Below are 15,114 nucleotides of genomic sequence, written 5' to 3' on the forward strand. Positions count from 1 at the left end.
AGCCATTATACTATCGTTTCATCATCTCAATCCCCGAAGAATAAGAAACATGAAAAAATCAAGGCAGGTCTCCTGACTCATGATCATCCTACTTTGAGTCCTTCCCGTATAGAGAGAGCTATACAGTGGTTTCTCATTTCGTCACATTTACAGTTGCGGGGACAGTTCCGGGTTTACACCGGATTCCCTTTTCAGCCATCACTGGCACCTTGGATTATAAAATATTCTATATATAGTTATTAGTATTGTTTGTGTAATCAATATCTAGTATTTCTGCTTATATTATCGTAAGCCATATACGATGATAATTCAACTAATATATTTGAGAAAAACCAACCCTTATCTATTGACAAAGTGAAGGTAGAGGGATTGAGAATGAAAGATTTTATTGGGGAATGGGTAATTCGAGCACTGAATTTACGGGATTTTGTGTTAAAATAAAGTGTATAGTAAAGGTGGGTCTCCCTTATTGCGATGAGGGGATTCGCGGAAAAATATTTATGAAAAAGGGGTTAAAATCTTGGAAAAAGTATTAGTTTTTGGACATAAAAACCCGGATACAGACACAATCTGTTCAGCAATCGCTTATGCAGATCTTAAAAAGCAACTAGGTATCAACGCTGAACCAGTTCGTCTGGGTGAAGTGAATGGTGAAACTCAATATGCGTTGGACCAATTCAAATTCGAAGCTCCCCGCCTTGTGGAAAAAGTGGCAGGGGAAGCGGATGGCGTGATCCTGGTCGACCACAACGAACGCCAGCAAAGTGCAGAAGATATTGACCAAGTCCGTGTGTTGGAAGTTATTGACCATCACCGTATCGCTAACTTTGAAACAAGCGATCCTTTATATTACCGTGCGGAGCCAGTTGGCTGTACGGCAACCATTTTAAATAAAATCTATAAAGAAAACGGCATTGAAGTCCCTAAAGCGATCGCCGGACTTATGCTATCTGCCATAATTTCCGATTCTTTATTGTTCAAATCCCCGACATGCACAGAGCAAGACGTTGCAGCAGCTATGGAACTGGCTGATATTGCGGGAGTAAACGCTGAAACATATGGCTTGGAAATGTTGAAGGCGGGAGCTGACTTGAGCGACAAGACGATTGCCCAGTTAATCACTCTTGATGCAAAAGAATTCTCCATGGGAATGGCTAAAGTGGAGATAGCTCAGGTCAATGCTGTAGATCCGAACGAAGTTCTTGCTAAGCAAGCTGAAATAGAAGCAGCCATTGAATCGGTCATCGCTGTGAAGGAATTGGATTTATTCCTATTCGTCGTAACGGATATCTTGACCAATGATTCTGTGGCCTTGGCTCTTGGAAAAGCGGCTGATGCAGTGGAAAAGGCATATGACGTTTCATTAAACAATAACATTGCCGTCTTAGAGGGCGTTGTATCGCGTAAAAAACAAATCGTTCCGGTTTTAACGGACGTATTCAGTAAATAATATTGGAAAAGGGGTGCCCATTTAATACTTTGGGCCCCCTTTTCTTTACATCAAAAAAGACTCAACCATCCATTTAAAGGTGTTTGAGTCTTTTTTTTTAATTTAAGGTTTCTTTTTCTTTTTCATAGGCGATGACAATCAGTTCTTTATTGGCTTCCTCGCCAAGTTTGCTTTCAAAGCTTTTCAGTTCATTCAATAAATCTGGTGACAGATTCGCTGCTGTATAATCCTGATCGGATGTCATGCTTTTCGCTCCTTTCAAAAGGAAATATTTCATGTTATCTATTTTGTCGGTTTGAAAAGTTTCTATTCAGCAGAATTATACTTTTTCAAGATATTTTACTTTCTGAGGTGGCGAGTTTTTCAAGCAATAACGAACTCTCCTCATCCAGGCCTTGCACCTGGACAGGTGTACCTTGAAACTGATATTTAAGGACAACCGTATCAACAGCACCGACTGCAGAAGCATCCCATATTTTAGAATGGGAAAAATCGATGATGACCGTTTCGGCTTTTTCCTTGAAATCGAACTTAGAAACAAAGTCCTGAACCGAAGCGAAAAATATTTGTCCGCTGATACGATAAATGATTTTCTTAGCATGGATGTCTTCCGTTTTCTCAACAGCCACTTTAGAAATTTTAGCCGAGAAGAAAATCATGCTCAAGAGCACTCCAGCAAATACCCCTTTAGATAAGTCATGTGTATAAAGAACAATGAGGACCGTCACGATCATCACTGCTGCATCCGTCTTTGGAGCTTTAGTGAGCCGCCTTAGGGAAGACCAGTCAAAGGTCCCGATTGAAACCATGATCATGACTGCGACAAGGGCAGCCATCGGTATTTTAACAAGGACATCATTAAATACCACGATTAATACCATAAGAAATGCGCCAGCTACAAAAGTGGAAAGCCGGCCCCTTCCTCCCGATTTAATGTTGATACCGGATTGGCCGATCATCGCACATCCTGCCATTCCGCCAAAACATCCGGCAATGATATTCGAAATCCCTTGGCCTTTGGCTTCTTTATTTTTATTACTGTCCGTGTCAGTCATCTCATCGACTATTTGAGCGGTCAATAATGATTCAAGCAGCCCGACAAACGCAAGGGCTATGGAATAAGGGAAAATGATCGCCAAAGTTTCGAAGGTCAAAGGGATGTCTGGAAGCATGAACATCGGAAGGGCTTCAGTCAATTGCCCCATATCCCCAACCGTACGCACCGTAGCTCCCGTGGTAACTGCAACGATTGTCATGAATATGATGGCGACAAGTGGTGAAGGTATGACTTTCGTGATCAGCGGAAAAAGATAAATGATAGCTAATGAAATGGCTGTCATGAGATACATGATCCATGATTCGCCCACGAAATGGGTAAGCTGTGCCGTGAAAATCAAGATGGCTAGAGAATTCACAAAACCAGTCATGACCGGCTTCGGGATGAACTTCATTAATTTCCCGATTTTTAAAACCCCTAGTAAAATTTGCAGCAAACCAGTCAATATAGTTGCAGCAAGTAAATAGTTCAAGCCGTGATCTTTAACAAGATCGACCATTACGAGTGCCATTGCTCCAGTGGCAGCCGATATCATTCCCGGCCTTCCGCCGAAAAATGAGATGGCGATGGCAATGCAGAATGAGGCATATAGACCTACCATTGGGTCAACACCAGCAATGATCGAAAAGGCAATCGCCTCTGGAATCAATGCCAAGGCAACGACAATTCCGGAAAGAACATCCCCCCGAACGTTACCGAACCATTCCTGTTTGTATGCTGATGTATTCAAAGAAACACTCCTTCTTTCTTTTATATATGTTTGTTACTTTCATTGTTAACGGACTAAATTATAGCATGTGACCTTCTTTCTATCTATATGGATATTTCCAGGACTATTCATGCCTAAAGAAGGAAGCATTGGTGCAAAAAGTGCTTGAGCTATCATGTGGGGGGACCATGGCTGAAGATGCCTCGATTTATCTATACGAAGTATCGGTAAACTATGTTTGTTTACAAAGCCCTTCGATAGGATCCCCAAAACTTTAGTAAAGGATTACGGTAATGGGGGGGAGAATGAATTACATGCCTATTTCCCTTTCACTGAAAAATCGGGTGGGTTTCAGTTGCCGGTTCTGTTGGTAGTGTTTCTCAAGACTGCGGAAATGATTTACATTGGGGCTGTGGAACTGGAAGTGGAGTCACTGCCTAACCATCCGAACCTGATTGTAAGGCAGGCAGAAAAAGCCTTGGAATGGGATCATATGAAAGAACAACTGTATCTTAATAAAGAAATCATCATGACTTAAAGCGATGATATGATGGTATCCGTGGAAGGGAAAGTGAACTCGCAACCCCGTATAGGAGGAGATATATCATTATCTTAATGGACAGCTATTTTCAATAAGCTTTCCTTGGCGCTACATATTGGGATGGGCACCACCATTAAGCTGGAGGATTATTATTAGGTCCATAAACAGGGCATGCATGCTTATAAATTCAGCAGAACTGGATTTCCAAAAAAAATAGCTTGGCCATTTTTGACGAATTGGGCTCTTACAAGCTCTTGGATAATTTGAAAGACCCTGCACATGCCGAAGGGGGGAGCAAATCTGATGGGTACATTAAGTGTCTACCTATTCAATAACGGAAATTCAAAAATACTATGGATTTCACTTTTCAAACAAGCAGTGCATTGCGTTACCCAATGGAACGGATCCATGACATTCCGGACATGGTTTTAGAAGATGCAGAAAACACGATTGAATCTGATGATTGCTGATAAACTGCACGGTTTATACCAATCGAGCCAATTATAGTCCGACCGTACACCATTTAAGACAATGATAAAAGTCCTTGAAGGATCTTTTTTTATGTCGATTTTGTGCCTTAACTTGATTGGCATAAGGTAAGGAAGCTTTACTTACCGGAACGATATTTTCCCTTTCACCTACTTCGTAGAGGGCAGTGTTAAGTGGCTATTCCTTATCAAGGATACTGGATTTGCATTTTGGACATGTCACTTCTTTATAATGCATGAACCTGATCTTTCGAAGGTCGCTTCTTGTCAACATTGCGAATACATTATATCTTGTGCCGCATGCACATGTATTTTTATCTTTAACTATGTGTCTCTCATCCGTAGCAGCTGAATAAATGGTTGGAAAAAACATATATAACCCTCTTTTTTCAAATTTTTAGGCAAATTAAAAAGGGGCACGAAATAAATGATTAAGCGATTTAATCAAGATAAATCATGGCGGCCCGGCTGCCATGTCAACTAAGTTGTTGGTTTAGGCCCGTGGCTTTGCGTCTTTTACTTTCATAAAATTTGCCTAAAATAATCTTAACATAAAATTGAAGTGCAGAAAAAATACTTATCAGTTTATGGGTGGGTATGATGATAATAAAGTGGTTAGTCTAAAGCTATGACCTTCAGGAAGTTTGATTCATTTCTTTTGAACCTATCTTTACAAAGCATGTTATTTAACTGATAGGCTTGAAAGTGCACTCGCTTCAAATCCTTTTCTGGTTTCCTTCGATGATTCCGCATTCACCATAACTCTGATGCTTGATGATATGTATTTTTGAATAAAGTAGTCATTCTCGGCATCACCGCCTTAATCGGGATCCGACCGAAACAAGATCCAGCTCCAGATGTATCTGGCAATACGGCTGTATGTGCGTTAAACAGATAGAAACCTGACTTCCATCTGGAAGCAGGTTTTCTCGCCCGAATTTGATTAATGTGATCTGGCCAACTCCGGATTGCGGTGCATCGCGTAATAGAGGACCAGGCCAGCGATGAGGAGCAAGGTACTGGTCGTGATGAAAACAGCAGAGAATCCATAGAAGCCAGCTACCATACCACCCATTGCAGGTCCGATGATATTGCCTAAAAAGCGCAGGCTCGTATTGTACCCAAGTACTTCCCCCTGCATTGCAACCGGCGCTTCTTGGCGAATGTAGGCAATCCTTACAGGGATGATGCCGCCTATTGCCATGCCCAGTATGAAACGTACAAAAACAAGCTGCCAAAAATGATTGATGAAGGCACCAGGCAAGTAGACAGTGGCAGTAAGAAAAAGAAGCAGCACAAGAATCTTCACATGTCCATGCCGATCACCTATCTTGCCCCAGTGACGCGCCATCAATAAATTCCCTAGGCCTGCCGCAGAAAAGGCGATACCTGAATAAAATCCAAGATTGGAAGTTCCATGCAGCTCGCCAACGTATAAAGAAAGAATGGGCTGGATGCTGAAGTGGGCTACTTGAACAAGGGTCGAAATGAGCATGACATTCACTAGGATCGGGTTCCGCATGATATGCGAGAGAACCTCCTTGCTTGTATAGCTCGACTTTGTTCCATTTTGCCGTTCCATTTGATACTCCTTGGTTGCAAAAACAAGAAGTCCAGAGATGAAAATGGTGATAGAGGTGAATTTAAAGGCGGTTGAATAGCCGAGTGTGTCTGCAAGAATGCCGCCAAGCAATGGTCCGAAAAGTGAACCAGTTATATTTCCCGTTTGCAGTGTTCCCAGTACGCGTCCGGCAATCTCTTTCGGAGTCTGCGTTGATATGAAGGCCTGTGACATGGAAATGAAGCCAGTGAATATTCCCGTGAACATCCTTAAGACGAAAAGCTGCCAAACATTTTCAACGAATCCCATCAAGAAAATGGACAGTCCCATCCCAAAGGCACAGGCAATCAAGATTTTCTTTCTGCCATACCGGTCGCCAATCCGTCCCCAAATAGGAGAAAATAAAAAGGCAGTCACAAAGGTGATACCAAATGTCCATCCGGACCAATGCTGGATATATTGGGTCGAATAATCCCCGAATGTACCAATGTATAAAGATATGAATGGAAGAACCATCGTCATGCTTCCGCCTATGAAGAAGTTGGCGAACCACATGATGAAAAGATTCCGTTTAGCTATTTTATGAGCATTCATTTTACATGCAACACTTCTTTCCTTCGAAAAAAACTTCGGGTTCCTAAATAATAGTATACAGAAATTAACTAATTTATTAAATGAATTTGATTTTTGCTTATAAAAACTGGTTTTTTAATGAATGTGCAAATGGTATAATTTGAAAATATTGATTTTTCCGAAAAATTAGATAAAAGGAAAGGCGTTCATTTTCAAATTAAAGGAGTTTTTTACATGTTGACTATTTTAGGATTTAGCATGATTTTAACGTTTTTGGTATTAGTCATCACAAAGCGTCTATCCGTAGTCGTCGCTTTTATCCTCACGGCGATTGCTTTTGGTGTGATTGGCGGGTTTGCATCTGAAATGGGAGATATGATGGTGGCAGGTATTTTAAAGGTGACACCAACAGCAGTCATGATCGTTTTTGCTATTTTATATTTTGGATTAATGATTGACGTTGGTTTATTCGAGCCCATGATCGCTAAAATACTGAGTTTTGTAAAAGGCGACCCGCTAAAAATTGTCATGGCAACTGCCATAATAACCATGTTGGTAGGTTTGGATGGGGATGGTTCTTCTACATTCATGATCACCGTTTCCGCCATGCTACCGCTTTATATGAAATTAGGAATGAATAGACTCGTATTGGCCTGTGTCGTTGGTTTAGGCGCGGGGGTCATGAATATGATTCCTTGGGGAGGACCTTTGGTGAGAGCGGCCGCGAGCCTTCAAGTTCAAGTATCGGAGTTATTCATTCCTCTCATTCCAGTCATGATTTGCGGGCTTTTATGGACACTTTTTTCGGCATATGTACTTGGCAAAAAGGAAAGAGAGAGATTAGGAGTCAGGTCGATGGGAAGGACCATGCCACCTGGTATGAGTGAACAGGCTGCAGCCGCTGAAACCACACCTGAAGGAACATCCAAGTTATTTTGGTTTAATTGGCTCTTGACGATTTTACTGATGGTATTGCTGGTGATGGAATTGCTGCCAATCCAAATCCTATTTGCCTCCGCTTTTGCTATTGCGTTATTGGTTAACTTTCCGAACCCACAAGAACAGCAGGAAAGGATTTTAAGTCATGCCAATAGTTTCGTAATGATCTGTACACTCATTTTTGCTGCAGGGATATTTACGGGTGTATTCACTGAAACGAAGATGATGGACTCGATGGCCGCTTCAATCGTAACCATCATTCCGGATTGGCTTGGGGCACATTTGCCACTGGTCGTAGCGCTTTCGAGCATTCCGATGGGGTTCATTTTTTCACCTGATGCCTATTACTTTGGCATTCTGCCGATTATCAGTGAAACGGCATCGAACTTCGGTATTGCCCCTGTTGAAATCGGAAGGGCGGCTTTATTAGGTCATTCAACCACAGGATTCCCATTATCGCCATTGGTGCCTGCCACATTCATATTGATTGGTCTTGTAGGGGTGGATTTTGGGGATCACCAAAAATTCCTGTTTAAATGGGCGTTTGGGACAACCATCATCATGACGATTGCAGCCATTGCTTTCGGTGTCATCACTTTGTAAAATGTGAGCCCATTAAGCTATAATATAAGATCCTTGTCTGTGAATTTAGTAAGAGGTTCTACTCGCTGGTATAATCTATTTTCCTATTTATCCCGCTTTCTGTTTATTTTTCCATAATAGTGGTAAATAATAAGAGGAATATACATATAAGAGAGTGAGGGGATTTATCATGAACTATAAGCAAAAATTTGTGCTGCCTATGTGTGCTGCCTTTTTACTGTATGGATGTAATTCAGCGGATGATTCAAATCAGGGAGACAAAAATGCCGAAGATATGAATACAGTGGGACAAGGAACAGATACAGAGATGGATCCGCAGGTGAAAGCAGAAGTTAAAGATATAAAAGGTAAGACCCTTGGTACTGTAAACTTTTCCGCGGAAGAGAATGCTGTGGTGATCGAGACCACTTTGGAAGGCCTTGAGCCAGGCTATCATGGATTCCATATTCACGAAAACGCAACATGTGACGCACGTGCTAAGGAAGGCCCTTTCACTACAGCGGGAGGACACTTCAATCCAACTGATGAAACGCACTCGAATCATGCAGGGGACATGCCCCCTCTCTATGTAAAAGAAGATGGGACAGCAAAATATACGGCAACATTGGATAACATGACAATAGACCAACTGAAGAAAGAAGAGTTGGCTGTCATCGTTCATGCAAATCCTGACAACTTTGCCAATATTCCTGATCGTTATGAAGCCAGTGGAGAAAAAGGATCTGATGGAGATACCTTGAAAACTGGTGATGCGGGCGATAGACAAGCTTGCGGAATTGTTGTGAGTGCAGAGGCAAACTGAAATTATTGATGCAGGAGCGATTCCTTTTAAGAGGAATCGCTTTTTTCATGAAGGGACAATCATGAAAAAGCTTTAGAAGTTAGCGGATTAATTCTTTCTTTTGCTTATAAAGAAGGTTTTTTCTATTTTGATATAGAAGTAAGAATGTAAGTAATATTGCGGTTTGGGCAGTTTTGAAAGTTAACAAGTTTAATCTTCGGAAAATTGGATATAGGCTATAAAAAAACCCGAATAGGGATCATGTCCACTGATTCGGGTTTGCTTAATCATTTTGCCGTGAAGGTTTCTTCGATTTGCTGTAATCTCTCAGATACTTCTTCTTCAGAAAGGTTATGCTCGACTACATAGCGGTTACGTGGATGCACTCGGCATTCGTGAGTGCAGCTGCGCATATGTTTGTGTTCGTTCTCTTCACTGCATAGGATTTTCTTGTTGCATTCAGGGTTAGCGCAATTGACATAGCGTTCACAAGGCTCGCCGGAGTAAATATCGCGTCCGACAATGACGTGTTCCTTTTGGTTGATGGGTACGGCAATTCTTTCATCGAATACATACATTTGTCCATCCCAAAGGTCACCTTGGACTTCGGGATCCTTCCCGTATGTTGCGATGCCGCCATGCAGCTGGCTAACATCCTCAAAGCCTTCTTCGACAAGCCAGCCTGAGAATTTCTCACAGCGGATACCGCCTGTGCAATACGTAAGGATTTTTTTGCCTTCGAACATTTGTTTATTTTCACGGACCCAATCCGGAAGTTCGCGGAAATTCGTGATTTCCGGCTTGATTGCACCCCTGAAATGTCCTAAATCAAATTCATAGTCATTTCGGGCATCAAGGACGATAGTATTTTCATCTTGCATTTGCTCGAAGAACTCCTTCGGGCTCAAGTATTGGCCTGTCGTCCGGTTCGGGTTGATGTCATCTTCCAGACGAAGCGTGACAAGTTCATTTTTCGGACGAACATGCATTTTTTTGAAAGCATGTCCATCAGCTTCATCTATTTTAAACACGATATCGGCAAAGCGGGAATCGCTTTTCATCATGTCCATATATTGGTTGGTTTGCTCGATCGTACCTGAGACAGTTCCGTTGATACCTTCTGAGGCGACCAGAATACGACCTTTCAATTCAAGTGCTTTACATGCCGCAAGATGCTCGGCTGCAAATTCTTCGTGATTCTCGATAGGTACATACAAATAATAAAGTAATACTCTATATGGTTTTGTTTCCATTTTATAATTACCACCTATGTTTTATATTTGCAAGATATAAAGGGTGATCATTTAGACACTTATCTCTTACAGATAATCATTATATCAAGAAAACGTAAAAATGATAAGGGCATGAGTAAAAATCAAAAGGGAGTTGTGTGGATTGTTCAAAGATTTACTGAGATATCCAATCATTCAAGCACCGATGGCAGGAGGAGCCTCCACTCCACGGCTTGCGTCTTCAGTATCCAATGCGGGAGGGTTGGGGTTTCTTGCCGCTGGCTATAAGAGTGCAGAACAGATGAAAGACGAGATAGGGCAGACTCGTAACTTGACCCAGCGCCCATTTGGCGTGAATGTATTTGTTCCAGGTAACGAAGTGGTGGATGAAACTTTATTATTTGCCTATCGTGAAAAAATTGAAAAGGAGGCCAAGAATGTAGGGGTTGAGATTGGAAAAGCCGATAGTGATGATGATGATTGGGAAAATAAACTAACTGTATTAAAAGAGGCTCGGGTCGATGTCGTCAGCTTTACGTTTGGTTGTCCTGCGGAAGATGTAATAAGGGAGCTCCAAAGCGCCGGTTCCCTTATTGTCGTGACAGTAACCAACCTTCAGGAAGCAAAAAGGGCGGCGGGTGCAGGTGCGGATGTTCTATGTGTACAGGGGATTGAGGCAGGAGGGCATCGAGCCAGCTTCGAAAACGGCACGGAAGACGATTACGGTCTTTTAGTATTAATACGGATGATTGAAAATGAACTGAAGTTACCAATCATTGCAGCGGGTGGACTGATGCATGGAAAGGATATCGCTGCCGTGCTTGCAGCGGGAGCGACAGCTGCACAATTGGGAACAGCTTTCCTTCGCTGTCCCGAAAGCGGGGCAAGTCCCGTCCATAAGGCAGCTCTCGGAAATCCCCGTTTTACCCAGACCTCAGTTACCCGCGCCTTCAGCGGCCGGAGGGCACGCGGGTTGGTGAATCACTTTTTAAGGGAATATGATAGCATTGCACCCGTCGCATATCCTTATGTTCATCACATGACACAGCAAATGCGAAAAGCGGCGGGACAAAAAAACAATCCTGAATTGATGGCTTTGTGGGCAGGGCAAGGGTATAAGCTGAGCAGGGAACTTCCGGCAGCAGAATTGATGGAACTTCTTTTAGAAGAACTAAAATGAGAAGGGTTTGTATGGGGATGAAGATAAGGGGATTATTGGTGGATGAGTCACCGCCGATGCATTTGTTGCTTTTGGCTGATCCTTCAAGGAAATTGGTAAAAGCATACTTGGGAAGTGGGACGTGCTTTGTTGCCGAGATGGATAAGCGAATCATCGGAGTTTATGTTTTGCTGCAAAAAGGTCCTGAATTGATAGAGATAATGAACATCGCAGTGGATGAACGGCATCATGGAAGAGGAATCGGAAAGCAATTGATTGAACACGCCATAAGCCATGCAAGGGAACAAGGTTATAAAACGATTGAAATCGGCACGGGAAATTCGGGGATAGGGCAGCTTGCCCTTTACCAAAAATGCGGTTTTAGAATAACTGGGGTCGATCGCGATTTTTTTAATAGAAACTATTCCGAGGCCATTTATGAAAATGGGATTCAGTGTCAGGATATGATTCGATTGTCACAAAGTATTTGATGGAACCGGGAGACTAAGCAGTGATCATCCAGTTTGACGGAAAAGCTTTACGGACAAAAATTCGCGTCGCATTGCTTAGAGGGAATGAACTTGTTCGTTGGAGATATGATTTATCTTCTCTTTACTTTACTAATGCTGTTTTTATTTGCGATTGACGTTTTCATATTCATTCGATCAACAAAAAGGTAAAAGGATTTTTTATCGATGATTAATAAAGACTCACATGAAAGATAGCAACAAGGGAAAAAGAGTGCAAAACAACGGCACTCTTTTTCATATCTTCACCCTTTTAAAAAGGCTTCCAAACTCCTTTTCACACAGGGCCATTCGTGCTCGAGAATGCTGTAGACCACCGTATTCCTTATCCTTCCACCTTGCAGTTTTTTCTCCATCCGTAAAATGCCTTCTTCAAGGGCACCGAGCCTGGCTATTGCTGCACGCGACCTTTTGTTCAATTCGTCCGTCCTGAATTCAACCCGTGTCATGTGCCACTTTTCAAAAGCATGCTGCAATAGCAGGTACTTACATTCTGTGTTAATGGCTGTCCGCCATTTATCGGGATGATACCAAGTCGAACCGATTTCCAGGGACTGATTATGAAATTGAATATTTCTGAAGCTAGTGCTGCCAACTATCGTATCATTAGTTTGATCGATAACGACAAATGGATGATGAAGTTCCTGCTCCCTTGCTCGGATGCCTTCCTTTACATAGGAAATCGCCTCTTCATATGACAAGATCTTTGTTGCACTCCATTTCCATATTTCAGGTGGCAGGGAAGCAGCGTAAAGCGGTTCGATATGATGTTCCATCATTGGGGTTAGTATCACGTGTTTCCCGAGTAATTCGATATGCTCCATAATCTCCTCCTCTTGATTGATATTTTCATTATAAAAATATCCTGGTCCTATAATAAGGACCAAGGCTGATATAATTTATGGAACCAGTTTTTTAGGAGGACCAAATGTTTGAAATCACTCTAACCTTAGATAAGACGAATAAAGAAGCTTTATATGTCCAATTGTATAAATACTTTAAAACGGAAATCGAGAATGGGCAAATAAAGGCAGGAATGAAACTGCCTTCTAAAAGAAAACTAGCCATGCATTTAGGAATAGGTCTTAATACAGTAGATACTGCTTATCAGCAGTTGATGGCAGAAGGGTATGTGGAAAGTCAATTAAGGAAAGGTTTTTACGTAGCTGATTTAGAACCGATCTCACCTTTGAATGAACCGTTGCTTGTTACCGAAGAGAAGATGGGCCCTAAGGATGAAAGGAATATGATCGATTACAATCATGGCCGGGTGGACATGGATTCTTTCCCGCATGCTGTGTGGAAAAAATGCTTAAACAATACTTTGTATCTACAGGAAAGAAAAATGTTCATGAGTGGTGATCCCCAAGGGGAATGGGGGCTCCGGGCTGAGATCTCTTCCTATCTATTTCAATCGAGAGGTGTTCGCTGTGGCGCTGATCAAATCATCATTGGGGCAGGTACACAGTATTTCATCCATCTTCTGCGGTTGCTTCTTGGAAATGAGCGGATTTTTGGGTTGGAAGACCCTGGATTTCATCGGGTTAGGGAGGTACTGAGGTTGGAGGGAGCCAATATGGCTTTCATTCCATTAGATGAAGGTGGAATTAGTATGGACTCTTTGAAAGAGAGTGCAGCGAATGTTGCCTATGTCACTCCTTCCCATCAATTTCCTTCCGGCATGATCATGCCGATAACTAGAAGGGTGGAATTATTGAATTGGGCAGTAGAAAAAGAGGGTTATATTATTGAAGATGATTATGACGGCGAATTCCGTCATGCAGGTAAACCGATTCCATCCTTGCAGGGGTTGGACACAAATGGAAAGGTCATCTATCTTGGCACGTTTTCAAAGTCGCTAATCCCGTCAATCAGGGTGGGCTATATGGTTTTACCCAAGGAGTTGGCTTACGACTATCAGCAGAAGTTAATAGGATACAAACAGACCGTTTCCAGAATTATTCAGGAAACGCTCTGTCTTTTTATGATAAATGGACATTGGGAACGCCACCTGAATAAAATGCGTACGATTTATCGTAAAAAGAATAAGGTGTTGCTGAATGCAATTGAAGAGAACTTCCATGATCATGTAGCCGTAATCGGTGAAAAGTCAGGATTACACGTTCTTTTAAAAGTAAAAAACGGCATAAGTGAGTCAGAGCTCATTCAAAAAGCTGCCAGTGTTGGGGTTACAGTCCATCCAACTTCGGTTTATCACTCAAAAAACGTAAAAGGGCCGACAATTTTGATTGGGTACGGTGGTTTAACCGAAAGGGAAATCGAAGAAGGAATCCGACTTTTAAAAAAGGTATGGCTATAGCTTGATTCGTACAGGAAAATGGAAAGACCGTGATTCTCTTAACAATAATATAAGATACTCGTTCAGTTTCTTATATTATTGAGGATTTTGAGGACCGTCTGGAAAAACAAGTCCTGTTCTTCTTCAGTAATGCCATCCAGGGCTTTTCCTTCAATTTTCTCTGCAATTTTAAGGCATTTTGTATGTACCTCCTTGCCCCGGGGAGTCAGCTCGATCCGTTTTTCCTGTTCATCTTTTCCAGGGACCTGTTTAATCATATTATTCTGTTCCATGCTGTTGACCGAACGTGTGATAATAACATTATCTACATCCAAGTAATTACAGATATCTGGGATTGTGGAATATCCACAGTTTTTTAAATAATTCAGGATTGTCCACTGATTATGATAAATTTCAAGGGCTGTAATTTGTTCATTCATTTTGCTGACTAATGATCTGGATACTTGTAAATATTGATGAAATAATTGAGTAGGGTTCGTCATAGGATTCTCCTTTATAATGGTCGACCAGTCCATTATATTCTTTAATTCTTAAAAGTCTATTGTAATGAATCATTTATTTCAGTCAATGTTTATTTTTGGAAACACTTCAGGAATGGGAAAGATAATGGCTGAATGAATAGAATTAATCGAGAACCCAGACTCGCAAAATCCTCACAATGGGGGAAGGATATACAAGCTGACAAGAGGAAGCTTAATAATGGATGGCGCATATTCTTTTCCATGTAAATGAATTTTTTTGCCCGTAACCTGATGGAAAACAGACTTGTTTCCCATGAAAAGCAGATACGATAAAAAAAGCAATGGTGGAAACGGGGATGGAAAATACCATCATTCAAAAGGTGCCCATATCGGTAACTGTATTTCTTCAAGAAAAGGGCTGCCAAATAGCACACTTTGAAGCTGAATGCAAAGATATCCCGCAAACAAAAAACCAGCCTCTTTAGTGGCTGGTTTTTGCTTTAAAACCTGTCGCTGGTGGAGCGGTGTTTTGTTTCCTTTTTATTTCTTTCTTCTTGTCGTTCATATTTAATTTCATCAATTGGTAAATCTTCAATGGGCATGACTACTTGATCACGTTCCAGCTGTTTTTCCTGATTTTTTTTGAATGCCTTGGATTTATCATTGCGCTCTTCAAGATACTTTTCTTTATCTTTATTATCCAATGTCAATCC

General features: G+C 41.6%; 16 protein-coding genes and 2 riboswitches. Of the genes, 9 read left to right on the forward strand and 7 right to left on the reverse strand.

What is annotated here, in order from left to right; translation table 11 throughout:
• Positions 1–45 precede the first annotated feature (45 nt).
• A riboswitch (cobalamin riboswitch) is annotated at positions 46–227 on the reverse strand.
• A gap of 293 nt (positions 228–520) precedes the next feature.
• Positions 521–1,450 (forward strand): manganese-dependent inorganic pyrophosphatase, encoded by a 930-nt coding sequence (locus tag UP17_RS05055; RefSeq protein ID WP_061461933.1) that lies wholly within the window; start codon positions 521–523, stop codon positions 1,448–1,450.
• Positions 1,451–1,547: 97 nt separating this feature from the next.
• On the opposite strand, the gene UP17_RS27345 is transcribed toward UP17_RS05055, so the two are convergent.
• Both UP17_RS27345 and UP17_RS05060 read right to left on the reverse strand, forming a co-directional pair.
• The gene (locus tag UP17_RS27345; RefSeq protein ID WP_155727240.1) at positions 1,548–1,694 is read right to left on the reverse strand and encodes a hypothetical protein; all 147 of its coding nucleotides are present in this window, start codon (positions 1,692–1,694) and stop codon (positions 1,548–1,550) included.
• A gap of 85 nt (positions 1,695–1,779) precedes the next feature.
• Entirely contained in the window at positions 1,780–3,237 is a 1,458-nt protein-coding gene (locus UP17_RS05060) for a SulP family inorganic anion transporter (protein WP_061461934.1), read from the reverse strand.
• 334 nt (positions 3,238–3,571) lie between these two features.
• On the opposite strand from UP17_RS05060, the gene UP17_RS27350 reads away from it, so the two are divergent.
• A complete protein-coding gene (locus UP17_RS27350) occupies positions 3,572–3,754 on the forward strand; it encodes a hypothetical protein (RefSeq protein WP_155727242.1) in 183 nt (60 codons plus the stop codon).
• A 946-nt stretch (positions 3,755–4,700) separates the two neighbouring features.
• Positions 4,701–4,791, reverse strand: a riboswitch (cyclic di-GMP riboswitch).
• A 397-nt stretch (positions 4,792–5,188) separates the two neighbouring features.
• Here UP17_RS27350 and UP17_RS05075 read toward each other — a convergent pair.
• Positions 5,189–6,400, reverse strand: a complete 1,212-nt coding sequence (locus tag UP17_RS05075) for an MFS transporter (RefSeq protein WP_061461937.1) — start codon at positions 6,398–6,400, stop codon at positions 5,189–5,191.
• A 213-nt stretch (positions 6,401–6,613) separates the two neighbouring features.
• On the opposite strand from UP17_RS05075, the gene UP17_RS05080 reads away from it, so the two are divergent.
• Positions 6,614–7,921 (forward strand): CitMHS family transporter, encoded by a 1,308-nt coding sequence (locus tag UP17_RS05080; protein ID WP_061461938.1) that lies wholly within the window; start codon positions 6,614–6,616, stop codon positions 7,919–7,921.
• A gap of 169 nt (positions 7,922–8,090) precedes the next feature.
• On the forward strand, positions 8,091–8,723 hold the full coding sequence (locus UP17_RS05085; protein WP_061461939.1) for a superoxide dismutase family protein: 633 nt from the start codon (positions 8,091–8,093) through the stop codon (positions 8,721–8,723).
• Between the two features lie 266 nt (positions 8,724–8,989).
• Here the strand turns inward: UP17_RS05085 and UP17_RS05090 are convergent, their stop codons facing one another.
• Positions 8,990–9,955, reverse strand: coding sequence for an oxygen-dependent tRNA uridine(34) hydroxylase TrhO (locus UP17_RS05090; protein WP_061461940.1), 966 nt, complete (start codon positions 9,953–9,955; stop codon positions 8,990–8,992).
• Positions 9,956–10,139: 184 nt separating this feature from the next.
• On the opposite strand from UP17_RS05090, the gene UP17_RS05095 reads away from it, so the two are divergent.
• From UP17_RS05095 to UP17_RS29175, 3 genes are read left to right on the forward strand one after another with little or no spacing between them, the layout of a single operon-like run.
• Positions 10,140–11,114, forward strand: a complete 975-nt coding sequence (locus tag UP17_RS05095) for a nitronate monooxygenase (protein WP_061465987.1) — start codon at positions 10,140–10,142, stop codon at positions 11,112–11,114.
• Positions 11,115–11,131: 17 nt separating this feature from the next.
• Positions 11,132–11,584: a GNAT family N-acetyltransferase gene (locus UP17_RS05100; RefSeq protein ID WP_061465988.1), complete on the forward strand. Its 453-nt coding sequence runs from the start codon at positions 11,132–11,134 to the stop codon at positions 11,582–11,584.
• A gap of 20 nt (positions 11,585–11,604) precedes the next feature.
• A complete protein-coding gene (locus UP17_RS29175) occupies positions 11,605–11,739 on the forward strand; it encodes a hypothetical protein (protein WP_284149561.1) in 135 nt (44 codons plus the stop codon).
• A gap of 126 nt (positions 11,740–11,865) precedes the next feature.
• Here the strand turns inward: UP17_RS29175 and UP17_RS05105 are convergent, their stop codons facing one another.
• Positions 11,866–12,444 (reverse strand): GNAT family N-acetyltransferase, encoded by a 579-nt coding sequence (locus UP17_RS05105; protein ID WP_061461941.1) that lies wholly within the window; start codon positions 12,442–12,444, stop codon positions 11,866–11,868.
• A 104-nt stretch (positions 12,445–12,548) separates the two neighbouring features.
• Here UP17_RS05105 and UP17_RS05110 point away from each other — a divergent pair, with 104 nt between their 5' ends.
• Positions 12,549–13,940: a MocR-like pyridoxine biosynthesis transcription factor PdxR gene (locus tag UP17_RS05110; protein WP_061461942.1), complete on the forward strand. Its 1,392-nt coding sequence runs from the start codon at positions 12,549–12,551 to the stop codon at positions 13,938–13,940.
• A gap of 62 nt (positions 13,941–14,002) precedes the next feature.
• Here the strand turns inward: UP17_RS05110 and UP17_RS05115 are convergent, their stop codons facing one another.
• Positions 14,003–14,422, reverse strand: coding sequence for a MarR family winged helix-turn-helix transcriptional regulator (locus UP17_RS05115; RefSeq protein ID WP_061461943.1), 420 nt, complete (start codon positions 14,420–14,422; stop codon positions 14,003–14,005).
• Between the two features lie 335 nt (positions 14,423–14,757).
• Between UP17_RS05115 and UP17_RS29180 the strand changes: the two genes are divergently transcribed.
• Positions 14,758–14,886 carry a hypothetical protein gene (locus UP17_RS29180; RefSeq protein ID WP_284149562.1) on the forward strand — a complete coding sequence of 43 codons (129 nt, stop codon included), beginning with the start codon at positions 14,758–14,760 and terminating at the stop codon, positions 14,884–14,886.
• Between the two features lie 15 nt (positions 14,887–14,901).
• Here the strand turns inward: UP17_RS29180 and UP17_RS05120 are convergent, their stop codons facing one another.
• Positions 14,902–15,105, reverse strand: a complete 204-nt coding sequence (locus UP17_RS05120) for a hypothetical protein (RefSeq protein WP_081108978.1) — start codon at positions 15,103–15,105, stop codon at positions 14,902–14,904.
• Positions 15,106–15,114: the final 9 nt, after the last annotated feature.

The organism is Peribacillus simplex (genome assembly GCF_001578185.1).
Taxonomy (GTDB): domain Bacteria; phylum Bacillota; class Bacilli; order Bacillales; family DSM-1321; genus Peribacillus; species Peribacillus simplex_A.